Source organism: Novosphingobium fluoreni, from assembly GCF_014196615.1.
Lineage (GTDB): Bacteria > Pseudomonadota > Alphaproteobacteria > Sphingomonadales > Sphingomonadaceae > Novosphingobium > Novosphingobium fluoreni.
Window position 1 is genome coordinate 413,988 of sequence record NZ_JACIDY010000001.1, and the last position, 25,190, is coordinate 439,177.

Genomic DNA, 25,190 nt, shown 5'->3' on the forward strand with positions numbered 1-25,190 from the left:
TGCGGCAAAAAAACCAGAGCCGAAGGCACTTTGCGTGCCTCCGGCCTGCGAAGGTGATCAAGTTTTCTGCCGATTGCCGGGCGGATAGCGCATCCGCACAGGGTAGGAAGGGTCAGTCGCCCTCGCCGGGTTCGGGCGAGAAGAACTTCTCGAACTTGCCGTCGACCGACTTGAATTCATCCGCGTCCTCGGGCGAATCCTTCTTGGAGGTGAGGTTGGGCCATTCCGCCGAGTACTTGGCGTTCAGTTCCATCCACTGCTCCAGCCCGCTTTCGGTATCGGGCAGAATCGCTTCGGCCGGGCACTCAGGCTCGCACACGCCGCAATCGATGCATTCGCTGGGGTTGATGACGAGCATGTTCTCGCCCTCATAGAAGCAGTCGACTGGGCAGACCTCGACGCAGTCCATGTACTTGCAGCGGATGCAGGCGTCAGTGACGACATAGGTCATGGCTGCGAAAACCCCTCTTCAATCTGTTCAGTCGCGCCGGCTGCTATGGGATCAGTACCGCCGCCGTCAAGCACTCTATAATGCGCGCGTGCTTCCGGGTAGGGCCCGCGGCGGACGGGAAGCGTCAGCACTTCCAGCACTTGCACCTCGCGGCCAGCGAAGATCGTCAACACATCGCCCACGCCGATCTTCTGGTGCGCGCGATCGATGCGGCGGCCATTCACGCGCATGTGGCCCTCTTCCGCCATGACCTGCGCCACCGTCCGGCTGCGGACGAGGCGAAGGTACCACAGCAGCTTGTCGACCCTCATCGCACCAGGTCGGACAAGGCGGCAAAGGCGCTGTGGAGCGGCGCGGCGACGGGGTGCTCGCCCGGGGCCGGCTGGCGCGTGGGCCGCCAGCGCCAGCGCACCGGGGCGGGCGGGCCAAACGCCTCGGCGGGCAGGCGGCGCGGGTTGCTCGGCTGGAACCCGGCGAAGCGCAGCAGCCGTTCGTAGCTGGGCGCGGTCAGCCCCATCGAGATGCCCACGGCGGAATCCAGCACGAACGAGCGGCGGCCCAGCGTGGCGCGCACCTGATGCGCCTCACGCAGCAGCTTTTCCGCCATGTCGATGCGAATCAACTGCTTGCCGACGGCGCGATAGCCGCGCGGCGTATGATTCTTGGGCGCGGGGATCACCGGAGCCATGGCGCCATGCACGAAATCGGCGCGGGCGCGGGGATCGGAAGGGGCCAGGTTGTGCCACAGCCGCATCGCTTCGGGGCGCAGCATCGCGGGTACGAAGATGTCGAGCGAACCCACCTTCACGCCCAGGCGGGACAGGCGTACCCGCTTGTCCTTTTCCAGTCGCTCAAGCCCAGAGCCGGTACGCGCCACCATGCCGCCAGCGTCGACCAGCTGGATCAGCAGCGCGCGCAGTTCGGGCCCGGCCTCGGTGCTGCGGCTGGCCTCGGCGATGCGGCGCAGCGGTTCGAGCGGTTGCAGCTTGTGCTCAAGCCATTCCTCGACCGCGGCGAGCAGTTCCTTGCGCGCCGGGGCGGGCACCATGTCCAGCACGCGCTCCGCTTGAAGCTGGGGGCTGAGCGGCGCGCGGCCCTTGGCGAGACGAGCGATGCATGCGCCATCCAGCGTGATCGTGCCGTGTTCCAGTTCCAGCGGGGCGGACTTGTCGCGGATGGAGGCGATCACCTCTTCGGCGCGGCGTTCCAGCAGACCGGGCAAGTGACGCTCTGCCGCGGCGAGCAGCAGCTTGCGATCGGACAAGCGCGCCTGTGGATCGATCTGGAAGGCAAAGCCCCGCAGCGATCCGATATGTTCCCCCTCCACCAGCACTTCCTCATCCTCCAGCCGCACGGAAAGCAGCCCCGCGTCGGTTCCCAGCTTACGCATCAGCACGGCGGTGCGCCGGTTGATGAAGCGCTCTGTCAGCTTGCCGTGCAGCGCGTCGGACAGCCGCGCCTCCACCGCGCGGGCGCGTGCCGCCATCTCGTCCCGGGCCAGCACCCAGTCGGGACGCTGGGCGATGTATGCCCAGGATCGGATGGCGGCGATGCGCCCCTGCAAGGTATCGATATCGCCCGAAGTCACATCCAGCTGGGCGATCTGCTGCGCCATGTAGTCCGCGCCCAGCTCTCCATGGCGCAGGTCCTGCCATAGCCGGGCGACGAAGCGGGAGTGCGTTTCGGGGCCCTGGCTGCGGAAATCGGGCAGGCGGCACACATCCCAAAAGCGGCGGACCATCCCGGCGGTGCGCACGCTGTCCGCGATATGGGCATCGTCGGCCAGCAGCTTCAGCACCGCCAGGTCGATCGCTTCGGGCGCGGGGGCCAGTTCGGGCTCGTAGGGCGGAGCTTCCAGATCGGTGATCAAGGTGCCTAGACTGTCGAAACGCGGCTCGGGTTCGCGCCAGTACAGCTTGGTCAGCGGTGGGAAGCGATGCTCCTCGATCGCGTATACTTCCTCGTCCGTGAACTCGATCGCGGAATGGCTGCCGGCCAGCGTGCCGAACGTGCCGTCCTTCTGGTGCCGCCCGGCACGCCCGGCGATCTGCGCCATCTCCGCCGTAGTCAGCCGCCGCTGGCGCACGCCGTCAAACTTGGAGAGCCCGGCGAAAGCCACATGCTCCACATCCAGGTTCAGCCCCATGCCCACCGCATCGGTCGCGACGAGATAGTCCACTTCGCCAGACTGGTAGAGTTCCACCTGGGCATTGCGGGTCTGCGGGCTGAGCGCGCCCATCACCACCGCCGCGCCGCCGCGAAACCGGCGCAGCATTTCCGCCGTGGCATAGACCTGCTCGGCCGAGAAGGCGACGATGGCGCTGCGCGGCGGCACGCGGCTGAGCTTCTTGGCGCCGGAGTGGCGCAGCGTAGAAAAGCGGGGCCGCGTTTCCACTTCCACGCCCGGAATCAGCGCTTTCACCATCGGCTCCAGCGTGGAGGAGCCCAGGATCATCGTTTCCTCGCGCCCGCGCGCATGGAGCAGGCGATCAGTGAAGACATGCCCGCGTTCCCGATCGGCGGAAAGCTGAGCTTCGTCGATGGCGACGAAAGCCAGATTGTCCTGCACCACCGGCATCGCTTCGGCCGTGCAGAGCAGCCAGCGCGCGTCCTTGGGCTCGATCCGTTCTTCGCCGGTGATCAGGGCCACGCGGTTCGCGCCCTTGATCGCGCAAACTCGGTCGTAAACCTCGCGCGCCAGCAACCGCAGGGGGAAGCCGATCGCACCGCTGGTGTGCGCGCAGAGCCGCTCGATCGCCAGATGCGTCTTGCCGGTATTGGTGGGGCCCAAGACCGCACGGATCCGGCTGGAGGCCCTGTCACGGGTGGCGGCGCTCAGGGAGCCAGCGGTTAGGTTTTGCGCCATCGCTATAGGAATGTGGCACCGCGATTCCCGCCGCACAAGACGCGGACGGCCAAGGTGCGACGGGACTGGGGAAATTAAGGAGGAAAATTTACCAATCGGCTGCGCTCCACGAAGCCCCTGGCCAGTACCGCTCGACTTCGGTCACTCACAAAGACCATGTTTGACAGGATGTTAACCTTGCCGGCGCACAAGCCTTCCGACAGCGCCCGGCGGGGCGACAAGATCGGGACGTAGGGTTGTTCAAGGATCTCGGACACTATCACGAGGCGGCGGTCCGGTCGCATGGACCGGCCGAACTCGACCACAGCCTTGTGGTGAAGGGGTTCGGTCGCGCTCGGCTGCGACGTCCGGCTCCCTCCGGCCCAGCCGGTTGGCGCACCCGTTTCGAAGCGTGGTGGGGCGGCCTGGATCTCGCGCCTGATCTGGCCGAGGACATCGGCAGCCTGCGCTGGTTGCGCGGCGCGGGTACCTGCCTTGGGCTTTCCATCTTCGCCCTCTCGTTCTGGCCGGACTTTTCTCAGGTGGAAGCCGCCGCGATGGTGCCGCAGCTGGCGGAACAGCGGGATGAATATCGCAGCCAGATGATCATGCCGCTCAGCTTCGGCGGCGAGAGTGGCCGCCACATGGGGGCGACACCGGCAGTACGTCCGCTCAGCGGCGTGCCAGAGCGGCCCAACCTGCAATTCGTGGCGACCCTGGCACCAGGCGATACCTTCACCCGCATGCTGGCCCGCGCCGGAGTGGGCGAGGCGGACGCGGCGCGGGCTGCGCAACTGGTCGGCGGCAGCATCGCGACATCGGCGATCCCTGCCGGGACGCAGTTCGACATCAGCCTGGGCCAACGCCCCGCGCCCGGCAGTCCGCGCGCGCTGCAAAGCCTGGCATTCCATGCCCGGTTCGATCTTGATCTCACCGTGCGCCAGCAGGGCACCGGCCTGATGGTGGAGCGCCACCCGATCGTGGTGGATACTACGCCGCTGCGTATTCGCGGGATGATCGGCAGCAGCCTCTATCGCTCCGCCCGCAATGCCGGCGCCCCGATCGGCGCGATCCAGGCGTATCTTCACGCGATCGACCCGCACGTCAGCCTGGAGAGCGATCTTTCCGCGGGCGACGCGTTCGATTTCGTCATCGGCTACAAGCGCTCCGCCACCGGGGAGCGGCAGCTGGGCGATTTGCTCTACGCGGGGATCGAGCGGGCCGGAAAGCCGCGCCTGCAGCTGCTGCGCTGGGGCAAGGACGGCGCGATGGTGGCCGCCGGAGGCGTGGCGACCGCCGGGTTCGCCCAGCCGGAAGCCCGCTCCGCGATCGGCGCACCCGTCGCCGGGCGGATCACGTCGCTGTTCGGCATGCGCCGCCATCCGATCCTGGGCTTTGTGCGGATGCATGCGGGCGTCGATTTCGGGGCGGCCTATGGCGCGCCGATCTATGCGGTGGCGGACGGGATCGTATCTTTCGCCGGGCGGCATGGTGGCCACGGCAACTATGTGCGGCTGGAGCATGGCGGCGGCAACGGCACCGGCTATGGCCACATGAGCCGTATCGCCGTGTTTCCCGGTGCGCGGGTGCGGGCAGGGCAAGTGATCGGCTATGTCGGCTCCAGCGGGCTGTCCACGGGTCCGCATTTGCATTTCGAGGCTTATCAGGCGGGCCGCACGGTGAACCCGCTGGGCCTGCGCTTTGCCGCGGTACGCCCCCAGATGGTCGATCCGGGCGAATCGTCGGCCTTCAAGCAGCGGCTGGCCGCGCTGATGGCGATCCGCCCCGGCGCGGCGCTGGGTGCGATCGCGGGGGCCGCTGGCGGCTCCGGCGCGGGCGCGCATCGAGAGATCAACCGCCTCGCCATGGCCGCAAACCCCCTTCGCCACGATTGAAGCGGCGGCGGATTTGCGGCAAGCGGCGGCAATGACCGCCGCTTATCCGCACGCCCGCTTGCGCCGTACCCGCACCAGTGCGTGGAGCCGTGCGCTTCACCGCGAAACCCTGCTGACCCCGGCGGACCTGATCTGGCCCTTGTTCGTCACCGATGGCACCGGCGTGGAAGATCCGATCGCCTCGCTTCCGGGCGTCTCGCGCTGGTCGCTGGACGGGATTGCCGATCGCGCGCGCGAAGCGGTGGCGCTTGGCATCCCGTGCCTGGCGCTGTTTCCGCACACCCAGCCCGATCGCCGCAGCGCGCGGGGTGAGGAAGCGCTGAACCCCGACAACCTGATGTGCCGCGCGATCCGCGCGATCCGCGACGCGGTGGGTGATGGCGTGGGCGTGCTGACCGACGTGGCGCTCGATCCTTATACCAGCCACGGCCAGGACGGCGTGATCGACGATGCGGGCTATGTCCTCAATGACGAGACGGTGGAGGTGCTGGTGGGCCAGTCGCTGAACCAGGCGGCGGCGGGCGCGGACATCATCGCCCCGTCTGACATGATGGACGGGCGCATCGCCGCGATCCGCTCCGCGCTGGAAGGGCAGGGCCACGCCAATATCCAGATCATGGCCTATGCCGCCAAGTATGCCTCCGCCTTCTACGGCCCGTTCCGCGATGCGGTAGGCTCACGCGGGCTGCTGAAGGGGGACAAGAAGACCTACCAGATGGACCCCGGCAATAGCGAGGAAGCCTTGCGCGAAGTGGCGCTGGATCTGGCTGAGGGAGCGGACAGCGTGATGGTGAAGCCCGGGCTGCCCTACCTGGACATCGTGCGCCGGGTGAAGGAACGGTTCGAAGTGCCGGTCTTCGCCTATCAGGTGTCCGGCGAATACGCGATGATCGAGGCTGCGGCCGCCGCCGGAGCGGGCGATCGGGATGCGCTGGTGCTGGAAACCCTGCTCGCCTTCAAGCGCGCGGGCTGCTCGGGCGTGCTGACCTACCATGCCGCCCATGCCGCGCGGCTCCTCCATGGCTGAGGCCGGGCTCATCGATCCTGACGGTTTGGAGCACGGCGCGGGTATGACGACGGGATCGGCGCGCCGGCCGCTGTTCGTGGCCACGATCCTGACCGGCAGCTTCCTGCTGTTCCTGGTGCAGCCGATGGTGGCGCGCATGGCGCTGCCCCGGCTCGGCGGCGCGCCCAACGTGTGGAACAGCGCCATGGTGGTGTACCAGGCGCTGCTGCTGGCGGGCTATGGCTACGCCCACGGCCTGTCCAAGCTGGCGCAGCGGCGGCAGGCGATGGTGCATCTCTCGCTGCTGCTGCTGGCGGCGCTGACCTTGCCGATCGTGCTGGCAAATCTGGCCGCGCCCGCGTCCGGCTGGGAAGTGCTGTGGGTGCCGCTGCTGCTGTTGCTGACGGTCGGCCCGGTGTTCGTGGTCGTCTCGGCGCAGGCGCCGCTGATGCAGCGCTGGTATGCCGCCGATCCCGGCGCGGGGCAGCCCTGGGCGCTGTATGCGGCATCCAACATCGGCAGCTTCGCCGGCCTGCTTGCCTATCCCCTGTTGGCGGAGCCCCTGCTGAGCCTGCACCAGCAAAGCCATGCCTGGAGTCTGGGCTATGGCGTGCTGATCGTGCTGGTGGGCGTGGCGGCCTGGTCCCGCTGGAACGTGACCGACGTGGTCGCCGTCGCCGCGCAGGCCGAGCCGGAAGAGCGCATCGGCGCACGCCGGGTGCTGCTATGGCTGGCGCTGTCCGCCGTGCCGTCGGGCCTGCTGCTCTCCACATCGACTCACCTGACGACGGACATCTTCGCGATGCCGCTGCTCTGGGTGATCCCGCTGGGGCTCTATCTGCTGAGCTTCGCCTTCGCGTTTTCAGACCGCCGTGCCGCCGCGCATGTGATCGTGTTGCTGACCCCGGCGGCGGTGATCTTTGCGGGCAGCTTCGCCATGGTCTCCACATCCGGAGGCACGATGGTGGCCGCGATCGGCGCGCTGCTGCTGCTGTTCGAGGTATCGGTGGCGCTGCACGCGCGGCTGTACGATTCGCGGCCCGGCGCATCGAAGCTGACGTTCTTCTATTTCATCATGTCGCTGGGCGGCGCGCTGGGTGGTGCGTTCACCGCGCTGGTCGCCCCGGTCGTGTTCGATTGGGTGTGGGAGCATCCGATCCTGATCCTGGCCAGCGCCACGCTGTTGCCGCTGCCTGCCCAGCTCGATTGGCGGCGGATGGCGGGACTGGACCGGGGCATGTCGTGGATCGCGCTGGCGGTGCTGCTGATCTGCGCCACTTTCGTGGCCGCGCAGCTGATGACGCTGGTCAGCGATCAGTCCAACGAACTGGTGCAGCTGTTCCTGCTGCTGGCGCTGACGGGCCTGGGCGTTCTGCTGATGCCGTGGCGGTGGGCTTTCGTGCTGGTGCTGCTGCTGGCGATGCTGGCGCAAGGCGGTGTCACCACCTTCAAGGCCTCGCGCGATCACCAGCGCACGCGCAGCTATTTCGGCATCTACAACGTCTACGACACCGGCCCGGGCCCGGGCCAGGTGCGCCTGCTGGCCCACGGCACCACGCTGCACGGCAAGCAGTCGCTCGATCCGGAACGCCGGACAGAGGCGACGACCTATTATGGAGACAGCTCCGGCGTCGGCCTGGCGATGGAGGCCGCACCGCGGCTCTATGGGCCCAACGCGCGTATCGGCGTTGTCGGGCTGGGCAGCGGCACGCTGGCCTGCCGGCACAAGCCGGGGCAGCGCTGGACCATTTTCGAGATCGATCCGGCGATCGTCCACTATTCACGCAATGGCACTTTCACGTTCCTGCAGACATGCGCGCCGGATGCCCGGATCGTGCTGGGCGATGCGCGGCTGGAGCTGGAGAAGCTGGCCCCACAATCGCTGGATCTGCTGGCGGTGGATGCATTTTCCTCCGACGCGATCCCGCTCCATCTGCTGACGGATGAGGCGCTGGGCGTCTATGAGCAGGCACTGACGCCGGAGGGTCTGCTGGCCCTGCATATCTCCAACCGCTACATCGATCTGGAGCCGGTGCTGTCCGCCATCGCGAAGAAGCGCGGCCTTGTCGCCATGATCCGCCGCGATACGCCCAAGGGCGACCTTGTCGTCGCCTCGAACTGGGTGGTGATGGCGCGTGACCCTGCGCGGCTGGCGCAACTGCGTGCGGCCAGCGGCGGCCTGAAATGGGAAGCGCTCGATCCGGCCCGTGGCGCCGCCTGGACCGACGATCACGCCTCCGTCCTGCCCTACATCCGCTGGGGCGCCATGCTGGGGAAATTATGACCGACCATACGCAACGCACCGACATCACCCTGGCCGCGATCGACGGCAAGAGCCCGCGCATCGATCCCAGCGCGTTTATCGCCCCGGGCTGCCGCATCGTCGGCGATGTCGAGATCGGGCCGGACGTCAGCATCTGGTACAACTGCGTCATCCGCGCCGATGTGAACCGCATCGTCATCGGCGCGCGCACCAATATCCAGGATGGCAGCGTAGTCCATTGCGATAGTCCCACGGCGGACCGGCCCGAGGGCTATCCCACGCTGATAGGGGAGGATGTGCTGATCGGCCACCTGGCCATGGTCCACGGCTGCATCCTGCACGATCGCGCCTTCGTCGGGCTGGGCTCGGTGGTGATGGATGGCTGCGTGATCGAGAGCGATGGCATGATCGCGGCGGGCGCGATGTTGACCGGCGGCAAGGTGATCGGCGCGCGCCAGTTGTGGATCGGCCGCCCCGCCAAGTACCTGCGCGATCTGGACGATGCCGCGATCGCTTCCAACCGGGCGGGCGTGGAAGGCTATGTCCGCAACGGCAAACGCCACGCCGCCGCGCTCGGATTGGCTTGATCATGCTGGCCATGCCGCCCGAATGGCATCCGCAACAGTGGCTGTGGATCGGTTTCCCGCACGATCCGGTGGAGTGGCCCGGCTTCCTCGACCGTGCGCAAGAGCAGATCGCGGCCTTCGCCAACGCCGTGGCCGAAAGCGGGCAGGAAGTGCGGCTGATCGTGCGCGACGAGGCAAACCGCGCTCGGGCGGCGGCGCTCTGTTCGGCCAAGGTCGTGCTGGAAACCCGGCGCTTCGGCGATGTCTGGCTGCGCGATACCGGGCCGCTGGTGGTGCAGGATACGGCGGGCACACAGCACGCCATGCGCTTCGGCTTCAACGGCTGGGGCGGCAAGTACCTGATGGACGGCGATCAGGAGATCGGCGCCGAGTTGGCGGCCAGCGCTGGTCTGCAGGTTCGCACGGCGGACTGGATACTGGAAGGCGGTGCCGTGGACGGTGACGGCACCGGCCTTGTCGCCACCACAGAACAGTGCCTGCTCAATCCCAATCGCAATCCGCACTTGCGCCGTGCCGATCTGGAAACGCGCCTGCACCGGGACTTGGGGTACGATCGGGTGCTGTGGCTGGGCGATGGCCTGATCAATGATCATACCGATGGCCATGTCGACAATCTGGCACGGTTCGTGGCGCCCAACACTTTGGCGCTGCCGCGTGCCACCGGGGCAGATGATCCCAACGCGATGATCTACGCCGATGCCAAGACGCGGGCCGAAAGCGCGGGCGTGATCGTGCGCGAAGTTCCCTCTCCCGGTCGCGTGGAGAACGCCGGGCGGGTCGAGCCTGCCAGCTACATGAACTTCGCGATCACCTCGCGGCTGGTCGTGGTGCCGACTTATGGCACCGCTTATGATGCCGATGGCGTGGCTGCGATCGCGGAACTGTTCCCCGATCGAGAGACGGTGGGCGTGCTGGCCGATGCGGTGCTAGCGGGCGGCGGCTCGTTCCATTGCTCCAGCCAGCAGATGCCAGCGCGATCTTAACGGTTCGACAAGCAACTCGGGTCCATTGTCGATGACATGGCCCGAGTCCTCCACCTTGCATCACGCGCGACCCGCTCTGCGGCGCATGGCGAATTGCTGCGTGCCGCGATCGTCAGCGGATGCGCGCTGGCCCTGATCCTGGCTCAGAGCCCCCTCGGGCTCTGATTATAGCGGCATTTCTACGTTCACCGGGTGCTGGCGTTGAGCTGGCGCGGCGTATGATTGCGCAACATCGACTCTGACGAAATTCGTCGCTCTTGCTGCACCGCACATCGTCGTGCTGCGTTGCAGCAAAACTTCGACGCATTTGTTCAATATCTGTGAAAAAAGACGCTCCCACCTTTCGGGCTTTCGCACGTTACCCGCAAGGAATGACCATGTCTGATGCAAATAAGCCCACGCCGAGCCGCGCTCGTGAAATCCTGACCGGCCGCCTTTTGCTGCTGGGCTTCGGGCTTTCCGTGCTCGGTTTTCTTGTCGCGGTAGACCGTCCCGACTGGTTTGCGATTCGCCCCGCCACCGGCACCTCGATCGCCATGGCCAACGCGTCGCACGCCGCCGCCCCCCTCAATAGCGAGGCCGCCGAACCCCGATGATCGTCAATGCCGCCCCCAGTGCTCGCCAGATCTTCAGGGAAGTCTGGAAGGTCCTGATCCTGCTGTTCGTGTGGGACGTGGTCGTCACCGTCACGTATTACGTCCTGCCGTTCACCGCCCCCAGCTTGCCTTTGACGATCTTCGGCTCCGCACTGGCGCTGTTTCTGGGGTTTCGCAGCAACTCTGCGTATGAGCGGTGGTGGGAAGGGCGCAGCCTGTGGGGGCTGATGATCAACGCTAGCCGAAACCTGGCCCGCGCCGCGCGCAACTACATGCCCGATCCCGAAGCCGCGGATATGAAGCGGCGCATCGTCAAGCGGCAGATCGCTTACGTCAACGCGCTGCGCTGCCAGCTGCGCCGCCAGAGCCCCGACTCAGAAGTGCTGCGCATGCTGTCACAGGGTGATGCCGACCTGGCGCTGGCCCGCACCAATGTCGCCAACGGCATTCTGGACGGCACCGGCCGCCGCATCGACGAGGCGCGGCGCAACGGCTGGATCGACACCATCCAGCAAGCGCAGATGGAAGGCGTGCTGGTCGATATCGCCAACGCGCAAGGCGGGATGGAGCGGCTGAAGAACACGCCGCTGCCGGTTCAATACCGCTTCCTGCCGACCTTGTTTACCCACCTGTTCTGCATCCTGCTGCCGATCGGCCTGGTCGAGACGCTGCAGTTTGCCACGCCGCTGGGCTCGACCCTGGCGGGGCTGATGTTCCTGGGCGTGCTGGCCATCGGCGATGATCTGGTCGATCCCTTCGCCAACACGGTGCACGACCTGCCCTTGCTGGCGATGTGCCGCACAATCGAGATCGACTTGCTGCAGGCCATCGGCGACGAGGCACCCGAACCGATCAAGCCCGATGGCGAAGGCGTGCTGTGGTAGGATGGCTGCCGTCCCGGACGTGATCCGGGATGGGCGATCCGGTGTGGGCATCCGTTGTTGAAGGCCCTCAGCGCTTGCTGGCGAACCAGATCACGTGCTTTGGCCCCTTGCCGTTGCTGCGGGAGGCGACCTTGACCTCATCCACCACGAAGTCGCACTTTTCCAGTCGACGGGTGAACGTCGGGTCCGGCCCGGCGGACCAGATCGCCATCACGCCATCGGCGGTCAACGCCCGCTTGGCGGCGCGCAGGCCGGGCGTGGAATAGAGGATGTTGTTATCCTCTCGCACCAGACCATCGGGCCCATTGTCCACATCCAGCAGAATCGCATCGTAATCGGCATGGGCCCCGGCGATGAACGGCGCGACGTCCGACATTACCAGTTGCACGCGCGGATCTTCCAGGCACCCGGCGGTAAGCTCCGCCATCGGCCCGCGCGCCCATTCGATGATCTCGGGCACCAGTTCCACCACCGTGACATGGGCGTTGGCGGGCAGCACCTTCAGCGCCGCGCGTAGGGTGAAGCCCATGCCGTAACCGCCGATCAGGAACGTGGGCGCCTTGGCGTTGCGCACGCGATCGAACGCCATCGTCGCCAGCGCTTCTTCCGAGCCCCACTTGCGGGTGCTCATCAATTCGTTGTGGCCCAGCACGATCATGTGATCGCGATCGTGGCGATAGAGCTTCAGCTCCTCGCCACCGGGGACCTGCGCCGTGGCCAGGTGTTCGCGTTGGATCATGGCTTCAGGTCCGGTGCCAGGCTGGCATCCTGCAACAGCGCGATCGCCTCTTCCACCGAGACGAACTTCTGCTGCTGTTCGCCCAGCGTGCGTATGGCGACGGTGCCTTCCTCGGCCTCGCGCTTACCCACCACGAGCAGGTACGGCACCTTTTGCAGCGAGTGTTCGCGCACCTTGTAGTTGATCTTCTCGTTGCGAAGGTCCGTCTCCACCCGCACTCCGGCGGCCTTCAGCTTGGCGGCCACGTCTTCGGCATAGCCGTCGGCGTCGGACACGATCGTGGCCACCACCGCCTGCACCGGGGCGAGCCAGACCGGCAGCCTGCCGGCGAAATGCTCGATCAGGATGCCGATGAACCGCTCGTACGACCCGAAGATCGCGCGGTGCAGCATGACCGGGCGATGCTTGGCGCCGTCCTCGCCGATGTAGTGCGCGTCCAATCGGTCGGGCAGCACCCGGTCGGACTGGATCGTGCCGACCTGCCAGGTGCGCCCGATCGCGTCGGTCAGGTGCCATTCCAGCTTGGGGGCATAGAACGCGCCTTCGCCGGGCAGCTCTTCCCAGCCGTATTCCTCGGTCGCCAGGCCGGCGCGGACCACCGCATCGCGAAGCTCGGTTTCGGCCTGGTCCCACATCTCTTCGGTGCCGAAGCGCTTTTCGGGGCGAAGCGCCAGCTTGATGGCATAGGTGAAGCCGAAGTCCTTGTAGATGCGGTCCGCCAGCGCGCAGAAAGCCTGCACTTCGGCCACGATCTGATCCTCGCGGCAGAAGATATGCGCATCGTCCTGGGTGAACTGGCGCACCCGCATCAGGCCGTGCAGCGCGCCATGCGGCTCGTTGCGGTGGCAACAGCCGTTCTCGTAGATGCGCAAGGGTAGGTCGCGGTACGACTTGATGCCCTGGCGGAAGATCAGCACGTGCGCGGGGCAGTTCATCGGCTTCAAGGCCATCCACTCGGCCTCGTCCGAGACGATCGGGCCCTCATCCTCGACGTTGGGCACCTCGTCGGGGATGACGAACATGTTCTCGCGGTACTTGCCCCAGTGGCCGGACTGCTCCCACTGGCGCGCGTCCATCACTTGCGGGGTCTTCACCTCGCGATAGCCTGCGCCGTCGATCGCGCGGCGCATGTAGGCCTCCAGCTCGCGCCAGATCAGGTAGCCCTTGGGGTGCCAGAACACGCTGCCGTGTGCTTCGGCCTGGAGGTGGAACAAGTCCATCTCGTTGCCCAGGCGGCGGTGATCGCGCTTTGCGGCTTCTTCCAGCCGCGTCAGATGCGCGTCCAACTGCTTCTTGTTCAGCCAGCCGGTGCCGTAGATGCGGCTGAGCATCGCGTTCTTCTGATCACCGCGCCAGTACGCACCAGAGACGCGCGTCAGCTTGAACGCGGCCGGGTCCAGCTTGCCGGTGGAGGGCAAGTGCGGCCCGCGGCACATATCCAGCCAGGCGCCGTCGGAGTTGGGCAGGCCCGACCAATAGACCGAAAGTTCTTCATGCTCGGGCAGTTCGGCGGCCCACTCGGCCTTGAAGGTCTCACCTTCGGACTGCCAGCGCGCGATCAGGTCGGCACGTGTCCAGACTTCGCGATGCAGCGGCTTGTTGGCGGCGATGATGCGGCGCATCTCAGCTTCTATCGCGGGCAGGTCTTCCTCGGTGAAGGGACGATCCTTGGGCGCGAAATCATAGTAGAAGCCATCGTCGGTCGAGGGGCCGAAGGTGATCTGCGTGCCGGGAAACAGCGCCTGCACCGCTTCGGCCAGGACGTGGGCATAATCGTGACGGGCGAGTTCCAGCGCGTCGGCCTCGTCACGCGATGTCACCAGCGCCAGTTGCGCATCGCCGGTGAACGGGCGCGTCAGGTCGACCAGCTCGCCATCGACCTTGGCCGCGATCGCCGCCTTGGCCAGGCCCGGCCCGATCGCCGCCGCCACGTCCGCCGGGGTGGAGCCTTGCGCCATCTCTCGCACCGAACCGTCGGGCAGGCTGATCTTGAACATCTCGGACATCGCGCAATCGTCTCTTTTCAATACCGCTGCGCGCCATGGCACAAGGGCCCGCGCGAAGGAAGTCCGGCGCCGGTTTTCAGCGAGTTCGAGAGGTGACGCCGCCCGCCCGAACCCGGGCGGCGGCCGCTGCGGTCAACCCGCGCGCCGACGCCCCGGGATCGTCCCGGTAGTGGGTGTCGTGGTGGGGCGGGTGAGAGCCATGACGGTGATATAGACGCGCCGCCCGCGTTCGTCACCCCCGCGCGGGTAATCGGCGGCGAGCCAGCAGATCGGCCCACAGCCAGCCACTCGCCATGCATACGAACGGCATGACCGGGTAGTGGAACCGCGATTGGCCGAAGATGATCACCGCCACCAGCGTGGGATAGGCCGCCACGCCCCAGGGCAGCAGCCACCAGTCGATCCAGCGCTCACCCACAGCGCGCCGCCGCCGGGTTATGACCACAAGCGCGGCCATGAAGCTTAGCATCAGCAGCGCGTAATAGGCCTGGTTGGCGATGCGCACGACCCGGTAGAGCGGCCCATACGCGGCGTAGGACGGCGCGCCCGCCTGATAGGCCCACTCAGCCTCGCCATCGGGCAGCCACAGCAGCGCCAGCTTGCGCGGGGCGAGGGCGATGAAGCGGGCGGGGTTGGCGGCGATCCAGGCCGATCCCAGGCGCTTGGCCTCGGCATCGCGGGCCGCTTCGGTCAAGTCGGTGCGCGCCATCAGCGCGGTAAAGGCGCGCCCGTCTTCCGCGTAGCCTCCGGTCGCATCGTCGCTATTGCCGATCAGCAGGTTGAAGCCGCCGTTGGTCGAAACCGCGATCCAACTGCCCAGCTGCGCATGGTTACGCACGGCCCAGGGCAAGACCACCAGCGCGGCGCAGGCCAGCACCAGCAGGCCCCGTCCGACCACGATCGGCAGGCGGCGCCATACGTGTGCGGCGCGCAACCACTCGATCGCGAACAGCACCGGAATCACCACGATCGTCTGGGCTTTCACCAGACTGGCAAAGCCGAACACCAGCCCTGCGCCCACCAGCCACAGGGCCGAACGCCGCGCCACCACCAGCCAGCAGCCCAGCAGCAACAGCATGGTGTAGAACGATTCGGTCAGCGCCAGCGGGACGTAGGCGATCGCATTGGGATAGACCGCGAAAAGCAGCAGCCCCAGCCGCGCACCGGCCTCGCTGCCGAACAGCCGCCGGCCCAGCAGCAGGATCAGCAACCCGCTGACGATCGCGCTCGCCAGGTTGAACAGGCCGACGGCCAGCAGCGAAGGGCCGGTGAGCCGGAACAACGCCGATAGCGCCATCGGCCACCCGGCGGGCCAGAAGGCGGTGGGCTGCCCCGCATTGTCCAGATAGCCATGGCCAGCAGCCAGGCCGATCGCACGCAGGAGATACCACTCCGCATCGGATGTGGGGGCCACCGGGATCAGCAGCATGGCCAGTCGCAAGCCGACGAACGCCGCCCAGATCATCCATAGTGCGCGGGGGCTGGCGGCGAACCTGTCCAGAGCCGCGGCCCTTGCAGAACTCATCATGGCTGTCCCGAAAATTGCTCCGGAGCGACCTAGACGGTGCCGCTTAAGATCGGATTGATGCCGAAGGCGCTGACGGCCCAGCCCTTGCGACGGCCGCGCGCCATCGCCACAACTTGTGGCATGACCGATGCTTCCTTTCACGTGATGCCCGATGGCCGCCGGATCGCCTACCGCTTCACGCCGGGCGAGGGGCCGACGGTGGTTTTCTTGCCGGGCTACAAGTCCGACATGGCCGGCGGCAAGGCGACTGCCGTGTTCGATGCCGCGCAGGCGCAGGGCCGGGCGGCGCTGTTGCTGGATTACTCCGGCTGCGGCGAAAGTTCCGGCGCGTTCGCCGATGGCACGCTCTCGATATGGCGGGACGAAGTGCTGGCGCTGATCGCCGCGCATTGCCCCGGGCCGGTGGTGCTGGTCGGCTCCTCTATGGGGGGCTGGCTGATGCTGCTGGTGGCGCTGGCTCTGCCGGCCGGGCAAGTCGCCGGACTGGTCGGCATCGCCGCCGCGCCGGACTTTACCGATTGGGGAACGTCCGCGGAGGATCAGGCCAAGCTCGCCGCGAGTGAAACGGTGTGGGAAGACAATCCCTACGGCCCCGAACCCACGCCGACCCACCCCGGTTTCTGGGCCGATGGCCAGGCGCAATTGCTGCTGGAGGATGAGGTCGCGCTGGAATGCCCGGTGCGGTTGCTGCACGGCCAGGCCGACCCCGATGTGCCGTGGGAGATCGCCTTGCGCCTGGCTGAAGTTCTGCGTTCAGATGCAGTGCAGGTCACGCTGATCAAGGACGGCGATCATCGCCTTTCGCGCCCGGCCGATATCGCGCTGTTGCTGGCGGCCGTGGCGGAACTCGCCGGCTGGACGCGCTGAGGCCATTCGGAGACTCCCATGCTGATGCTGCTCCTTCCTGTCCTGCAATATGGCGCCTCGGTCACCGCGCTGCCGCCCGAGATCCTCGATCGCAAGGCGATGGAGGCCAAGCGTGAGGCGCGGCAGAGCGCAGCCATGGCCAGCGGTCCGATAATTCCGCCGGGCCAGGCCGCCGGTTGCGTGGATGACATGGCCGCCAATCCCGCCGCCGGCGCGGTCGCGGCGCAGAATGCGCTGGATCGCGCCAAGGGTGAGGAGCGGGTTCGCGCCGGGTTGTGCCTGGGCGTGGCGCTGGGGGCGCAGGAGCGCTGGGGCGAAGCGCAGACCGCCTTTCTGCGGGCGCGCGATGCCGTGGCTCCGGCGGACAACGCCAGCCGCGCGCGTCTGGGAGCGATGGCGGGCAATGCCGCGCTGGCGGGCGGGCAGGCGGAAACGGCGCTGACCATTCTCGATACCGCGCAAACTGCTGCGAAAACCGCGAGCGATACCGATCTGCTCGGTTCGATCGTGCTGGACCGTGCTCGCGCCTTGGTGGCGCTGGGCCAGACCGCGCAAGCCAGCGCCGCACTGGCGGAGGCACGCACCGCCACGCCGGACAACGCGCAGGCCTGGCTGCTCTCGGCCACGCTTTCCCGGCGCGAGAAGAACTTTACCGAGGCGCAGACCCAGATCGAACGCGCGGCGCAAATCAGTCCGCGCGATGCCGAGATCGGCTTGGAGGCGGGTGTGATCGCGATCCTTTCCGGCCGGGATGCGGCGGCGCGAAAGAGCTGGCAATCGGTGATCGCCACCGCGCCGGACAGCGATTCGGCCAAGACGGCCAAGGGCTACCTCGCCCAACTGGATAACGGAGGCGCAAAGCCATGATACCTCTTTCGGTCCTCGATCTCGTTCCGGTGCGCGAAGGCGGCTCCGTGGCGGAATCCATCGCGGAATCAGCCAAGACCGCGCAAGCGGCGGAGCGGGCCGGCTACAACCGGTACTGGGTGGCAGAGCACCACGGCATGGACGGAATCGCCGGGGGCGCGACCTCGGTCGTGCTGGCCCATATCGGCAATGCCACTTCCACTATCCGCCTGGGCGCGGGCGGGATCATGCTGCCCAACCACAATCCCTATGTGATCGCCGAGCAGTTCGGCACGCTGGACGCGATGTTCCCCGGCCGCGTGGACCTGGGCCTCGGCCGCGCGCCGGGAGCCGATGGGCGGCTGGCCTACGCCTTGCGCAAGGATATCCGCCAAGCGTCCGAAGCATTTCCGCAGGACGTGGTGGAGCTGCGTGCGCGTTTTGCCGGCCAGGCGGTTCATGGCGTGTCGGCTCCGCAGGCCAGTGGCGCAGCGGTGGAAATGTGGATCCTGGGCTCCAGCTTGTTCGGCGCGCAGCTGGCGGCGATGCTGGGCCTGCCTTACGCCTTCGCCTCGCACTTCGCCCCGGCGCAGCTGGATCAGGCGGCGTACGTCTATCGCGATCGCTTCGAGCCTTCGGAGACGCTGGACAAGCCGTACTTCATGGCGGCGATCAATGTCCTTGCCGCCGAAACCGACGAGGAGGCGTGGTATCTGGCTTCCACGAACGACCAGTCTTTCGTGGCGCTGCGCTCCGGCTCGCCGGGACGGGCCAAGCCGCCGATCCGGGGCTATCGCGATACCCTGCCGCCGCAATCATTGGCGTTGCTGGACCAGATGCGCTCGGTCAGCGCGATCGGATCGCCCGAAACCGTGCGGCGCGAAATCGACGCTTTCGTGCGGCGAACCGGCGCTGATGAGCTGATCCTGTCCGGCTCCACATACGATCCGGCGGCGATGCGTCGATCGCTGGAATTGACTATGGACGCGGTGAAAGAGCCCGCCTGACGGTGTAAAACAAGGCTTATTGCCGAAAGCTGACGGTCAGGATCACGAAGTTCCACGCAACAGGCATTGACGGACGGAATGTTTTCCACGAATTCCGCCGTCATGGATAAAGCAGATGTCGTCATCGTGGGAGCAGGGCATGCGGGCGCACAGGCCGCCATTGCCCTTCGGCAGAACGGGTTCACCGGCACCGTCATGGTGATCGGTCGCGAGCCGGAATATCCGTACGAGCGGCCGCCGCTCTCAAAGGAATACTTCGCGCGAGAGAAGACGTTCGACCGGCTGTACATCCGCCCGGTCACGTTCTGGGCGGACAAGGAAATCCACTTCGAACTGGGCGTGGAAGTCACCAAGGTCGATCCGGCCGCGCACGAGCTGACTCTCTCGAACGGCCAGACGCTGGGCTATGGCAAGTTGATCTGGGCCGCGGGTGGCGATGCGCGCCGCCTGTCATGCTCGGGTGCGGAACTGGCCGGCGTCCATGCCGTGCGAACCCGCCAGGATTGCGACATGCTGATGGCCGAAGTCGACGCGGGAACGGACCGCATCGTTGTGATCGGCGGCGGCTACATCGGGCTTGAGGCGGCGGCCGTGCTGACCAAGCTGGGATGCCACGTCACGCTGCTGGAAGCGCTGCCGCGCGTGCTGGCGCGGGTCGCGGGGGAAGAGCTTTCGGCCTTCTACCAGAAGGAACACCGCGATCACGGCGTCGATCTGCGCACCGGCGTCGCGGTGGACTGCATCGTAGGTGATGGTCACAAGGTCACCGGCGTGAAGCTGGCGGATGGCGAAGTGCTGCCCGCGCAGGCGGTGATCGTGGGCATCGGCATCGTGCCCGCCGTCGGCCCGCTGATCCTGGCCGGCGCGACCGGCGCCAACGGCGTGGACGTGGACGAATACTGCCGCACCTCCTTGCCGGACGTCTATGCGATCGGCGATTGCGCCGCCTTCGCTTGTGACTTTGCCGGCGGCACGGTGATGCGCGTGGAATCGGTGCAGAACGCCAACGACATGGCCACCTGCGTCGCCAAGGCGATCTGCGGCGATGAAAAGCCCTACAAGGCGTTTCCGTGGTTCTGGTCCAACCAGTATGACCTGCGCCTGCAGACCGCCGGCATCAACGTCGGCTTCGACAAGGTGGTGGTGCGCGGCAATCCGGACGATCGCTCTTTCAGCGTGGTCTATCTGAAGGAAGGCCGCGTCCTGGCGCTGGACTGCGTGAACGCAGTGAAGGACTACGTGCAAGGCCGCAAGCTGGTGGAGAACGGCGCGAAGCCCGACATCACCGAGCTGGCGGATAAGGACAAGCCGCTCAAAGAACTCGCCTGAGAATGACCGCGGGGGGCGTGGTGGCCGAAGGCGGGCTGGGCGCGTATCGCCGCCATGCCCGCGTGCTGGTGGCCAGCCTGGTGGGCACCGCCGTCGAATTCTACGATTTCTACATCTACGCCACGGCGGCGGCGCTGGTGTTCGGCCCGCTGTTCTTCCCGGCCGAGTCCGCCTCGGTGCAGCAACTGGCCGCGTACGCCAGCTTCGGCATCGCCTTTGTCGCGCGGCCGCTGGGCGCGGCGCTGTTCGGCCATTTCGGCGATCGGATCGGGCGCAAGTCCACGCTCGTCGCATCGCTGCTGCTGATGGGCGGGGCGACCGTGCTGATCGGCGTGCTGCCCACGTATCAGAGCGTCGGCTGGTATGCCCCGCTGCTGCTGTGCCTGCTGCGTTTCGGGCAGGGGCTGGGACTGGGCGGCGAATGGGGCGGCGCGGCGCTGCTGGCGGTGGAGAACGCCCCGCCGGGTTGGCGCGCCCGCTTCGGCATGGCGCCGCAGCTGGGTGCGCCGGTCGGCTTCCTGGCGGCGAACGGACTGTTCCTGATCCTGAGCAGCGTGATGAGCGAGGCGGACTTCCTGGCCTGGGGCTGGCGACTGCCGTTCCTGCTCAGCTCGGTACTGGTGGGACTGGGGCTATGGATCCGCTTCCGCCTGGCCGATACGCCCGCTGTCGTCGCCATCGAGCATGACCGGCCCGCCGCCATCCCCTTCGTAGAGCTGCTGCGCACCCACTTGCGGGCGACGGTGGCGGGCACTTTTGCCGTCGTCGTGTGCTTTGCGATCTATTACCTCACCACCGCGTTCGCGCTGGGTTATGGCACCACCGAGCTGGGCTATGACAAGCGCGATTTCCTGAGCGTGCAGCTGTTTGCGATCCTGTTCATGGCGATCGGCATCGTCGTGGCCGGATATGCCGCCGATCGGTGGACTTCACGCGCGGTGCTGATCGTGGGCAGCGTGATCGCGATCGCCATCGGGTTGGCCATGGGCCCGATGTTTGGGGCCGGATCGCTGGGCGTCGTGGCGCTGTTCCTGTGCCTGGGGCTGTTCACCATGGGCCTGGTCTATGGCCCGCTCGCCTCGCTGTTGCCGCAGCTGTTCCCCGCCCCGGTGCGCTATACCGGGGTGTCGATCGCCTTCAACGTCGGCGGCATCCTGGGCGGCGGCTTCGCGCCCGGCGTGGCGCAGACATTGGCGGACAAGGGCGGACTGGCCTTCGTCGGCCTCTACATTTCGGGCGCCGCGGTGCTGACGCTGATCGCGCTATTGTCTGTTTCCCCGAAGACCGAGCGGGAATTTCAGGTCCAGGCCTGAACCGGGTCAGGCCGGGGACGATGTGATGCGGCGAACCGCCCACCTAGCCGCATCCGCCACCACCGCGTCCGCATCCTCGCAAAGCGGCTGCACCTGCGCCAGCAGATCCTGCCGCCCGCTGTTTCCGGCGGCATAAAGACAATTGCGCACGAAGCGGTTGCGGCCGATCCGCTTGATGGGTGAGCCGCTGAAAAGCGCGCGGAACCCCGCGTCGTCCAGCGTTAACAGGTCGCGCAATTCGGGCGCGGTCAGCTCGGCACGCGGGAGATAGGCGCGGAACGATCGGGCCTCTCGCGCAAACTTGTTCCAGGGGCACACCGCCAGGCAATCGTCGCAGCCGTAGATGCGGTTGCCCAGCTTTTCGCGCAAATCCTGTGGCACCGGGCCCTTGTGCTCGATGGTGAGGTAGCTGATGCAGCGCCGCGCATCCAGGCGATAGGGCGCGGGGAACGCCTGCGTCGGGCAAGCGTCCTGGCAGGCGCTGCACGATCCGCACCGGTCCTGCCCCGGCGCATCCGGAGGCAGGTCCAGCGTCGTGTAGATCTCGCCCAGGAACAGCCATGAGCCATGATCGCGGCTGACCAGATTCGTGTGCTTGCCCTGCCATCCCAGGCCCGCCGCCTGCGCCAGCGGCTTTTCCATGACCGGTGCGGTATCGGTGAAGACCTTCACGCCCGGATCGCCCATGCCGTGGCGCGGCGCCTGTGCCACCATCCAGCGGGCCAAGGCCTTCAGCGCCTTTTTCAGCGCGTCGTGGTAGTCCGCGCCTTGCGCATAAGCGGAAATCCGCGCGCGATCGGCATGGTCGGCCAGCTTCAGCGGATCGCCGGCGGGCGCATAACTCATGCCCAAGGCGATCACGCTGCGCGCTTCGGGCCAGAGCGCTTGGGGCGCGCGGCGCTGGTGCGCACGATCGGCCATCCATTCCATGGAGCCGTGCATCCCCTGCGCCAGCCAAGCGGACAGACGATCGCCGTGGATTGGATCGAATCCGGCGGGGGCGATACCGAACGCCACGAACCCCACCGACCGGGCCTCTTCCTGCAACGCCGCGATGAAGCGCGTTGGATCGGGTGCGGTTAGATCGGATTTAACCATGCTTGCGCAGGCGATGGTTGACGCGCGCCGTGCTAGGGGGGCACCTCCAGGAAGGATACGGGGTCAGGGGCGCCTGCATGAATGCTGAGATAGAAGAAGCGCGCGCGCCGGGCAACGTGGCAGCGCCTGACCTGGGTCCTGGCCTCGGCGCATCCGATCGCGCCGCCCGTCCTCTGGCGATCGAGGCGCGCGGCCTGATCAAGCGCTTCGATGGCTTCACCGCCGTCGACGGTGTCGATCTGTCGGTGCCTGAAGGCGCGGTCTACGGCATTCTCGGCCCTAACGGCGCGGGCAAGACCACCACGTTGCGCATGTTGCTGGGGATCATCGATCCGGACCAGGGCTATCGCCGCATTCTGGGGGCGGACAAGCCCCACGATGTGGCCCGCGCGATCGGCTATTTGCCCGAAGAGCGCGGCCTCTATCCATCGATGAAGGCGTATGAGGCGATCGCCTTCATCGGCGCGCTGCGCGGCTTGCCGCTGAAGGAAGGGCGGCGGCGCGGGCGCGAACTGCTGGAAGCGCACGGCCTTGGCTATGCAGCGGACCGGCAGATCCGCCAGATGTCCAAGGGCATGGCGCAGCAAGTGCAGATCCTGGGCACGCTGGTCCATCGCCCGCGGCTGGTCATCCTGGACGAACCGTTCTCGGGCCTCGACGCGCTGAACCAGGGCAAGCTGGAAACCGTGATCCGCAATCTGGCGGCGGAGGGCACGACCGTGATCTTCTCCACCCACGTCATCGCCCATGCCGAGCGTCTGTGCGATGAAGTGGCGATCATCGCCGGGGGCAAGGTGCCGTTCGCCGGGCCGGTCGATGTTGCCCGCGATCGCATTCCCCCGCAGGTCCGGCTAGAGACTCGCGCCGAGGATGGCCCCTGGCGCGCCGCGCTGCCGGCCGATGCGCGGCATGAAGGGCGGCACTGGTATTTCGCACTGCCTGCCACCGGGATCGAGCCGCTGCTGCGCAGTCTGATCGAAGGGGACGCCGGTATTCTGTCCCTCTCGATCGAACGCGCCGGGCTGCACGATGCCTTCGTCGCCATTGCCGGGGAAGCCGCCGCCCGCGCGCTGGAAGCGGCGACGCCCGAGGAGGAAGGCAAGTGAGCGTCATCGGCACGCGCCCCGCGAACCGCCTGTCGCTGCTGGCCGCCGCCTTCGTCATCGCGCGGCGTGATTTCCAGGCGGTGCTGTTCAGCCGCAGCTTCTTCTTCTTCTTGCTGGGGCCGCTGTTCCCGCTGCTGATCGCCGGGCTGGCGGGCGGCGTGGGTGAAAAGATGAATGCCTCCGTCCGCCAACCGCAGTTGGGTGTCGCCTTGCCCGCCACCGAGGTGGACGCGCTGATCGGCGCGCAGCACGCGCTGTCCGTGCAGCTGGGCGATGCGGTGCCGCAGCTGCTGGTGCTCAAGCGGCTGGGCGCTCAAGAGGCGTTCGACCCGCGTGCCGCGCTGACGCCCGGTGTCCATGCCGATGTTGCCGCCGTGCTGACCGGCACGCTGCAGCGCCCGGTGCTGACCGGGACCAGGGGCCAGATCGAACAATGGCGCGGGCCGGTCGGTCTGCTGGCGGCGGCGGCGATCCAGGGCGTGCCGGGGCCACCGCCCACCGTGGTGCTGCAAGGCACCGTCTCCAGCGGCGCGAGCGACCGCAAGGGCCAGATGCTGACCGCGCAGGCCGCGCAGACGCTGCTGTTCCTGCTGACGATGCTGCTGGCGGGCATGGTGCTGTCCAACCTCGTCGAGGAAAAAGGCAACAAGGTGATCGAGATCCTGGCGGCCGCGATCCCGATGGACGCGGTGTTCCTGGGCAAGCTGTTCGCGATGCTGGGCGTGTCTTTCGTGGGCATCGCCGTCTGGGGCTCTACCGCGGGGCTGTTCACTTTGGCGACCGGAGGAGCGGCCGGGGGCCAGATCGCCGCGCTGCCGACACCGGCGATCGGCTGGCCCGCCTTGTTCGCGCTGGGCGTGATCTACTTCGCGATGGCCTATTTGCTGATCGGGTCGGTGTTCCTGGCGATCGGCTCGCTCGCCGCCACGGTGCGCGAGGTGCAGACCTTGTCCATGCCGGCGACGATGATGCAGCTCGTAGTGTTCTTTCTCGCCAGTTACGCGATGACCCAGCCTGGCGGCCGGGCGGAGACGTTCGCGGTGATCTTCCCGTTCAGTTCGCCCTACGCGATGCTGGCCCGCGCCGCCCAGCAACCGGGGCTGGGGCAGCACGTGCTCGCCATCGGCTGGCAGGCGTTGTGCGTGATGGTGATGGTCCGCGCCGGTTCGCGCATGTTTCGCAAGCGGGTGATGAAGTCCGGGCCGTCCGGAGTGAAGCGCAAGGGCCTGTTCGCGCGATTGCGGCGGCGCCGGGCCTGAGGGGCAATCCCTTGACCCCGGCGGCATGAAGCACGACCTTCATGAAATGGACAAGACCGCACCCGTTATGACCGCCCCACCGCCCTCGCGCCGCCAGTTCCTCGGCTGGATCGGTATTGGAGCGGCGCTGCCCGTGATCGCCGCGTGCGGCAGCGGCGATGCGCAGGCCAAGACCTACCCGGTCCGCTTTACCGACGAACAGTGGCGCAAACGGCTGAAGCCGGAGCAATATCGCATCCTGCGCCAGGAAGGGACCGAGCGCCCCTATTCCTCCCCCCTGAATGCGGAACATCGCAAGGGCACTTTCCTGTGCGCGGCGGACGGCAATCCGCTATATTCCTCGGCCACCAAGTTCGAGAGCGGCACTGGCTGGCCCAGCTTCTGGAAGCCGTTGCCCGGCGGGATCGGCACGTCGACCGACTTTAAGTTGGGCTATCCGCGCACCGAAGTTCACTGCGCGCGCTGCGGCGGGCATCTGGGCCATGTCTTCGATGATGGGCCCAAGCCGACCGGCAAGCGCTACTGCATGAACGGCGCGGCGATGACGTTCCGGCCCGGCTGATCGCCGGATCGGTAGGGGCT

22 protein-coding genes are annotated in these 25,190 nt (G+C 67.1%); 15 read left to right on the forward strand and 7 right to left on the reverse strand.

Going from position 1 to position 25,190, the window contains the following annotated elements:
• Positions 1–112: 112 nt before the first annotated feature.
• Genes fdxA through GGR39_RS02050 form a run of 3 tightly spaced genes read right to left on the reverse strand, consistent with a single transcriptional unit; the run spans position 113 to position 3,317 of the window.
• Complete coding sequence (fdxA, locus tag GGR39_RS02040; RefSeq protein WP_058735640.1) at positions 113–451, reverse strand: ferredoxin FdxA; 339 nt, start codon at positions 449–451, stop codon at positions 113–115.
• Complete coding sequence (locus tag GGR39_RS02045) at positions 448–762, reverse strand: RNA-binding S4 domain-containing protein (RefSeq protein WP_183615655.1); 315 nt, start codon at positions 760–762, stop codon at positions 448–450. Before GGR39_RS02045 ends, fdxA begins: the two co-directional genes overlap by 4 nt.
• Entirely contained in the window at positions 759–3,317 is a 2,559-nt protein-coding gene (locus tag GGR39_RS02050) for a helicase-related protein (RefSeq protein ID WP_183615656.1), read from the reverse strand. Before GGR39_RS02050 ends, GGR39_RS02045 begins: the two co-directional genes overlap by 4 nt.
• Positions 3,318–3,553: 236 nt before the next feature.
• Here GGR39_RS02050 and GGR39_RS02055 point away from each other — a divergent pair, with 236 nt between their 5' ends.
• The 7 genes from GGR39_RS02055 to GGR39_RS02085 all read left to right on the forward strand — a co-directional run bounded on the left by GGR39_RS02055 (position 3,554) and on the right by GGR39_RS02085 (position 11,510).
• Entirely contained in the window at positions 3,554–5,191 is a 1,638-nt protein-coding gene (locus GGR39_RS02055; protein ID WP_183615657.1) for a M23 family metallopeptidase, read from the forward strand.
• 31 nt (positions 5,192–5,222) lie between these two features.
• Positions 5,223–6,218 (forward strand): porphobilinogen synthase, encoded by a 996-nt coding sequence (gene hemB / locus GGR39_RS02060; protein WP_183615658.1) that lies wholly within the window; start codon positions 5,223–5,225, stop codon positions 6,216–6,218.
• On the forward strand, positions 6,211–8,481 hold the full coding sequence (locus tag GGR39_RS02065) for a spermidine synthase (RefSeq protein ID WP_425490575.1): 2,271 nt from the start codon (positions 6,211–6,213) through the stop codon (positions 8,479–8,481). Before hemB ends, GGR39_RS02065 begins: the two co-directional genes overlap by 8 nt.
• The gene (locus tag GGR39_RS02070; RefSeq protein WP_183615659.1) at positions 8,478–9,047 is read left to right on the forward strand and encodes a gamma carbonic anhydrase family protein; all 570 of its coding nucleotides are present in this window, start codon (positions 8,478–8,480) and stop codon (positions 9,045–9,047) included. Before GGR39_RS02065 ends, GGR39_RS02070 begins: the two co-directional genes overlap by 4 nt.
• Positions 9,048–9,058: 11 nt before the next feature.
• Positions 9,059–10,030 carry an agmatine deiminase family protein gene (locus tag GGR39_RS02075; RefSeq protein ID WP_183615920.1) on the forward strand — a complete coding sequence of 324 codons (972 nt, stop codon included), beginning with the start codon at positions 9,059–9,061 and terminating at the stop codon, positions 10,028–10,030.
• A 377-nt stretch (positions 10,031–10,407) separates the two neighbouring features.
• A complete protein-coding gene (locus GGR39_RS02080; protein WP_183615660.1) occupies positions 10,408–10,626 on the forward strand; it encodes a hypothetical protein in 219 nt (72 codons plus the stop codon).
• Entirely contained in the window at positions 10,623–11,510 is an 888-nt protein-coding gene (locus GGR39_RS02085) for a bestrophin family protein (RefSeq protein WP_183615661.1), read from the forward strand. Before GGR39_RS02080 ends, GGR39_RS02085 begins: the two co-directional genes overlap by 4 nt.
• Positions 11,511–11,577: 67 nt before the next feature.
• Here the strand turns inward: GGR39_RS02085 and GGR39_RS02090 are convergent, their stop codons facing one another.
• From GGR39_RS02090 to GGR39_RS02100, 3 genes are all read right to left on the reverse strand, one after another.
• Entirely contained in the window at positions 11,578–12,249 is a 672-nt protein-coding gene (locus GGR39_RS02090) for a spermine/spermidine synthase domain-containing protein (protein ID WP_183615662.1), read from the reverse strand.
• Entirely contained in the window at positions 12,246–14,255 is a 2,010-nt protein-coding gene (gene thrS, locus GGR39_RS02095; protein ID WP_183615663.1) for a threonine--tRNA ligase, read from the reverse strand. Before thrS ends, GGR39_RS02090 begins: the two co-directional genes overlap by 4 nt.
• A gap of 232 nt (positions 14,256–14,487) precedes the next feature.
• Positions 14,488–15,780: an ArnT family glycosyltransferase gene (locus tag GGR39_RS02100; protein ID WP_246388187.1), complete on the reverse strand. Its 1,293-nt coding sequence runs from the start codon at positions 15,778–15,780 to the stop codon at positions 14,488–14,490.
• Positions 15,781–15,903: 123 nt separating this feature from the next.
• Between GGR39_RS02100 and GGR39_RS02105 the strand changes: the two genes are divergently transcribed.
• From GGR39_RS02105 to GGR39_RS02125, 5 genes are all read left to right on the forward strand, one after another.
• Positions 15,904–16,650 carry an alpha/beta fold hydrolase gene (locus GGR39_RS02105; RefSeq protein WP_183615665.1) on the forward strand — a complete coding sequence of 249 codons (747 nt, stop codon included), beginning with the start codon at positions 15,904–15,906 and terminating at the stop codon, positions 16,648–16,650.
• A gap of 18 nt (positions 16,651–16,668) precedes the next feature.
• Entirely contained in the window at positions 16,669–17,517 is an 849-nt protein-coding gene (locus GGR39_RS02110) for a tetratricopeptide repeat protein (protein WP_183615666.1), read from the forward strand.
• Positions 17,514–18,503 carry an LLM class flavin-dependent oxidoreductase gene (locus tag GGR39_RS02115; RefSeq protein WP_183615667.1) on the forward strand — a complete coding sequence of 330 codons (990 nt, stop codon included), beginning with the start codon at positions 17,514–17,516 and terminating at the stop codon, positions 18,501–18,503. Before GGR39_RS02110 ends, GGR39_RS02115 begins: the two co-directional genes overlap by 4 nt.
• Positions 18,504–18,605: 102 nt before the next feature.
• Complete coding sequence (locus tag GGR39_RS02120) at positions 18,606–19,832, forward strand: NAD(P)/FAD-dependent oxidoreductase (protein WP_183615668.1); 1,227 nt, start codon at positions 18,606–18,608, stop codon at positions 19,830–19,832.
• A gap of 2 nt (positions 19,833–19,834) precedes the next feature.
• Complete coding sequence (locus GGR39_RS02125; protein WP_058735628.1) at positions 19,835–21,145, forward strand: MFS transporter; 1,311 nt, start codon at positions 19,835–19,837, stop codon at positions 21,143–21,145.
• Positions 21,146–21,151: 6 nt separating this feature from the next.
• On the opposite strand, the gene queG is transcribed toward GGR39_RS02125, so the two are convergent.
• The gene (queG, locus tag GGR39_RS02130; protein WP_183615669.1) at positions 21,152–22,243 is read right to left on the reverse strand and encodes a tRNA epoxyqueuosine(34) reductase QueG; all 1,092 of its coding nucleotides are present in this window, start codon (positions 22,241–22,243) and stop codon (positions 21,152–21,154) included.
• Positions 22,244–22,320: 77 nt separating this feature from the next.
• Here queG and GGR39_RS02135 point away from each other — a divergent pair, with 77 nt between their 5' ends.
• The 3 genes from GGR39_RS02135 (at position 22,321) to msrB (ending at position 25,170) form a co-directional block, all read left to right on the forward strand.
• Positions 22,321–23,349: an ABC transporter ATP-binding protein gene (locus GGR39_RS02135; RefSeq protein WP_183615670.1), complete on the forward strand. Its 1,029-nt coding sequence runs from the start codon at positions 22,321–22,323 to the stop codon at positions 23,347–23,349.
• A complete protein-coding gene (locus GGR39_RS02140) occupies positions 23,346–24,608 on the forward strand; it encodes an ABC transporter permease (protein ID WP_343055752.1) in 1,263 nt (420 codons plus the stop codon). Before GGR39_RS02135 ends, GGR39_RS02140 begins: the two co-directional genes overlap by 4 nt.
• A gap of 67 nt (positions 24,609–24,675) precedes the next feature.
• Positions 24,676–25,170 (forward strand): peptide-methionine (R)-S-oxide reductase MsrB, encoded by a 495-nt coding sequence (gene msrB, locus GGR39_RS02145; protein ID WP_183615922.1) that lies wholly within the window; start codon positions 24,676–24,678, stop codon positions 25,168–25,170.
• Positions 25,171–25,190: the final 20 nt, after the last annotated feature.

Coding starts and splice junctions, on each gene's coding strand:
- fdxA (WP_058735640.1), bottom strand. CDS start 451: ATGACCTATGTCGTCACTGACGCCTGCATCCGCTGCAAGTACATGGAC.
- GGR39_RS02045 (WP_183615655.1), bottom strand. CDS start 762: ATGAGGGTCGACAAGCTGCTGTGGTACCTTCGCCTCGTCCGCAGCCGG.
- GGR39_RS02050 (WP_183615656.1), bottom strand. CDS start 3,317: ATGGCGCAAAACCTAACCGCTGGCTCCCTGAGCGCCGCCACCCGTGAC.
- hemB (WP_183615658.1), top strand. CDS start 5,223: ATGACCGCCGCTTATCCGCACGCCCGCTTGCGCCGTACCCGCACCAGT.
- GGR39_RS02065 (WP_425490575.1), top strand. CDS start 6,211: ATGGCTGAGGCCGGGCTCATCGATCCTGACGGTTTGGAGCACGGCGCG.
- GGR39_RS02070 (WP_183615659.1), top strand. CDS start 8,478: ATGACCGACCATACGCAACGCACCGACATCACCCTGGCCGCGATCGAC.
- GGR39_RS02075 (WP_183615920.1), top strand. CDS start 9,059: ATGCCGCCCGAATGGCATCCGCAACAGTGGCTGTGGATCGGTTTCCCG.
- GGR39_RS02080 (WP_183615660.1), top strand. CDS start 10,408: ATGTCTGATGCAAATAAGCCCACGCCGAGCCGCGCTCGTGAAATCCTG.
- GGR39_RS02085 (WP_183615661.1), top strand. CDS start 10,623: ATGATCGTCAATGCCGCCCCCAGTGCTCGCCAGATCTTCAGGGAAGTC.
- GGR39_RS02090 (WP_183615662.1), bottom strand. CDS start 12,249: ATGATCCAACGCGAACACCTGGCCACGGCGCAGGTCCCCGGTGGCGAG.
- thrS (WP_183615663.1), bottom strand. CDS start 14,255: ATGTCCGAGATGTTCAAGATCAGCCTGCCCGACGGTTCGGTGCGAGAG.
- GGR39_RS02100 (WP_246388187.1), bottom strand. CDS start 15,780: ATGAGTTCTGCAAGGGCCGCGGCTCTGGACAGGTTCGCCGCCAGCCCC.
- GGR39_RS02105 (WP_183615665.1), top strand. CDS start 15,904: ATGACCGATGCTTCCTTTCACGTGATGCCCGATGGCCGCCGGATCGCC.
- GGR39_RS02110 (WP_183615666.1), top strand. CDS start 16,669: ATGCTGATGCTGCTCCTTCCTGTCCTGCAATATGGCGCCTCGGTCACC.
- GGR39_RS02115 (WP_183615667.1), top strand. CDS start 17,514: ATGATACCTCTTTCGGTCCTCGATCTCGTTCCGGTGCGCGAAGGCGGC.
- GGR39_RS02120 (WP_183615668.1), top strand. CDS start 18,606: ATGGATAAAGCAGATGTCGTCATCGTGGGAGCAGGGCATGCGGGCGCA.
- GGR39_RS02125 (WP_058735628.1), top strand. CDS start 19,835: ATGACCGCGGGGGGCGTGGTGGCCGAAGGCGGGCTGGGCGCGTATCGC.
- queG (WP_183615669.1), bottom strand. CDS start 22,243: ATGGTTAAATCCGATCTAACCGCACCCGATCCAACGCGCTTCATCGCG.
- GGR39_RS02135 (WP_183615670.1), top strand. CDS start 22,321: ATGAATGCTGAGATAGAAGAAGCGCGCGCGCCGGGCAACGTGGCAGCG.
- msrB (WP_183615922.1), top strand. CDS start 24,676: ATGACCGCCCCACCGCCCTCGCGCCGCCAGTTCCTCGGCTGGATCGGT.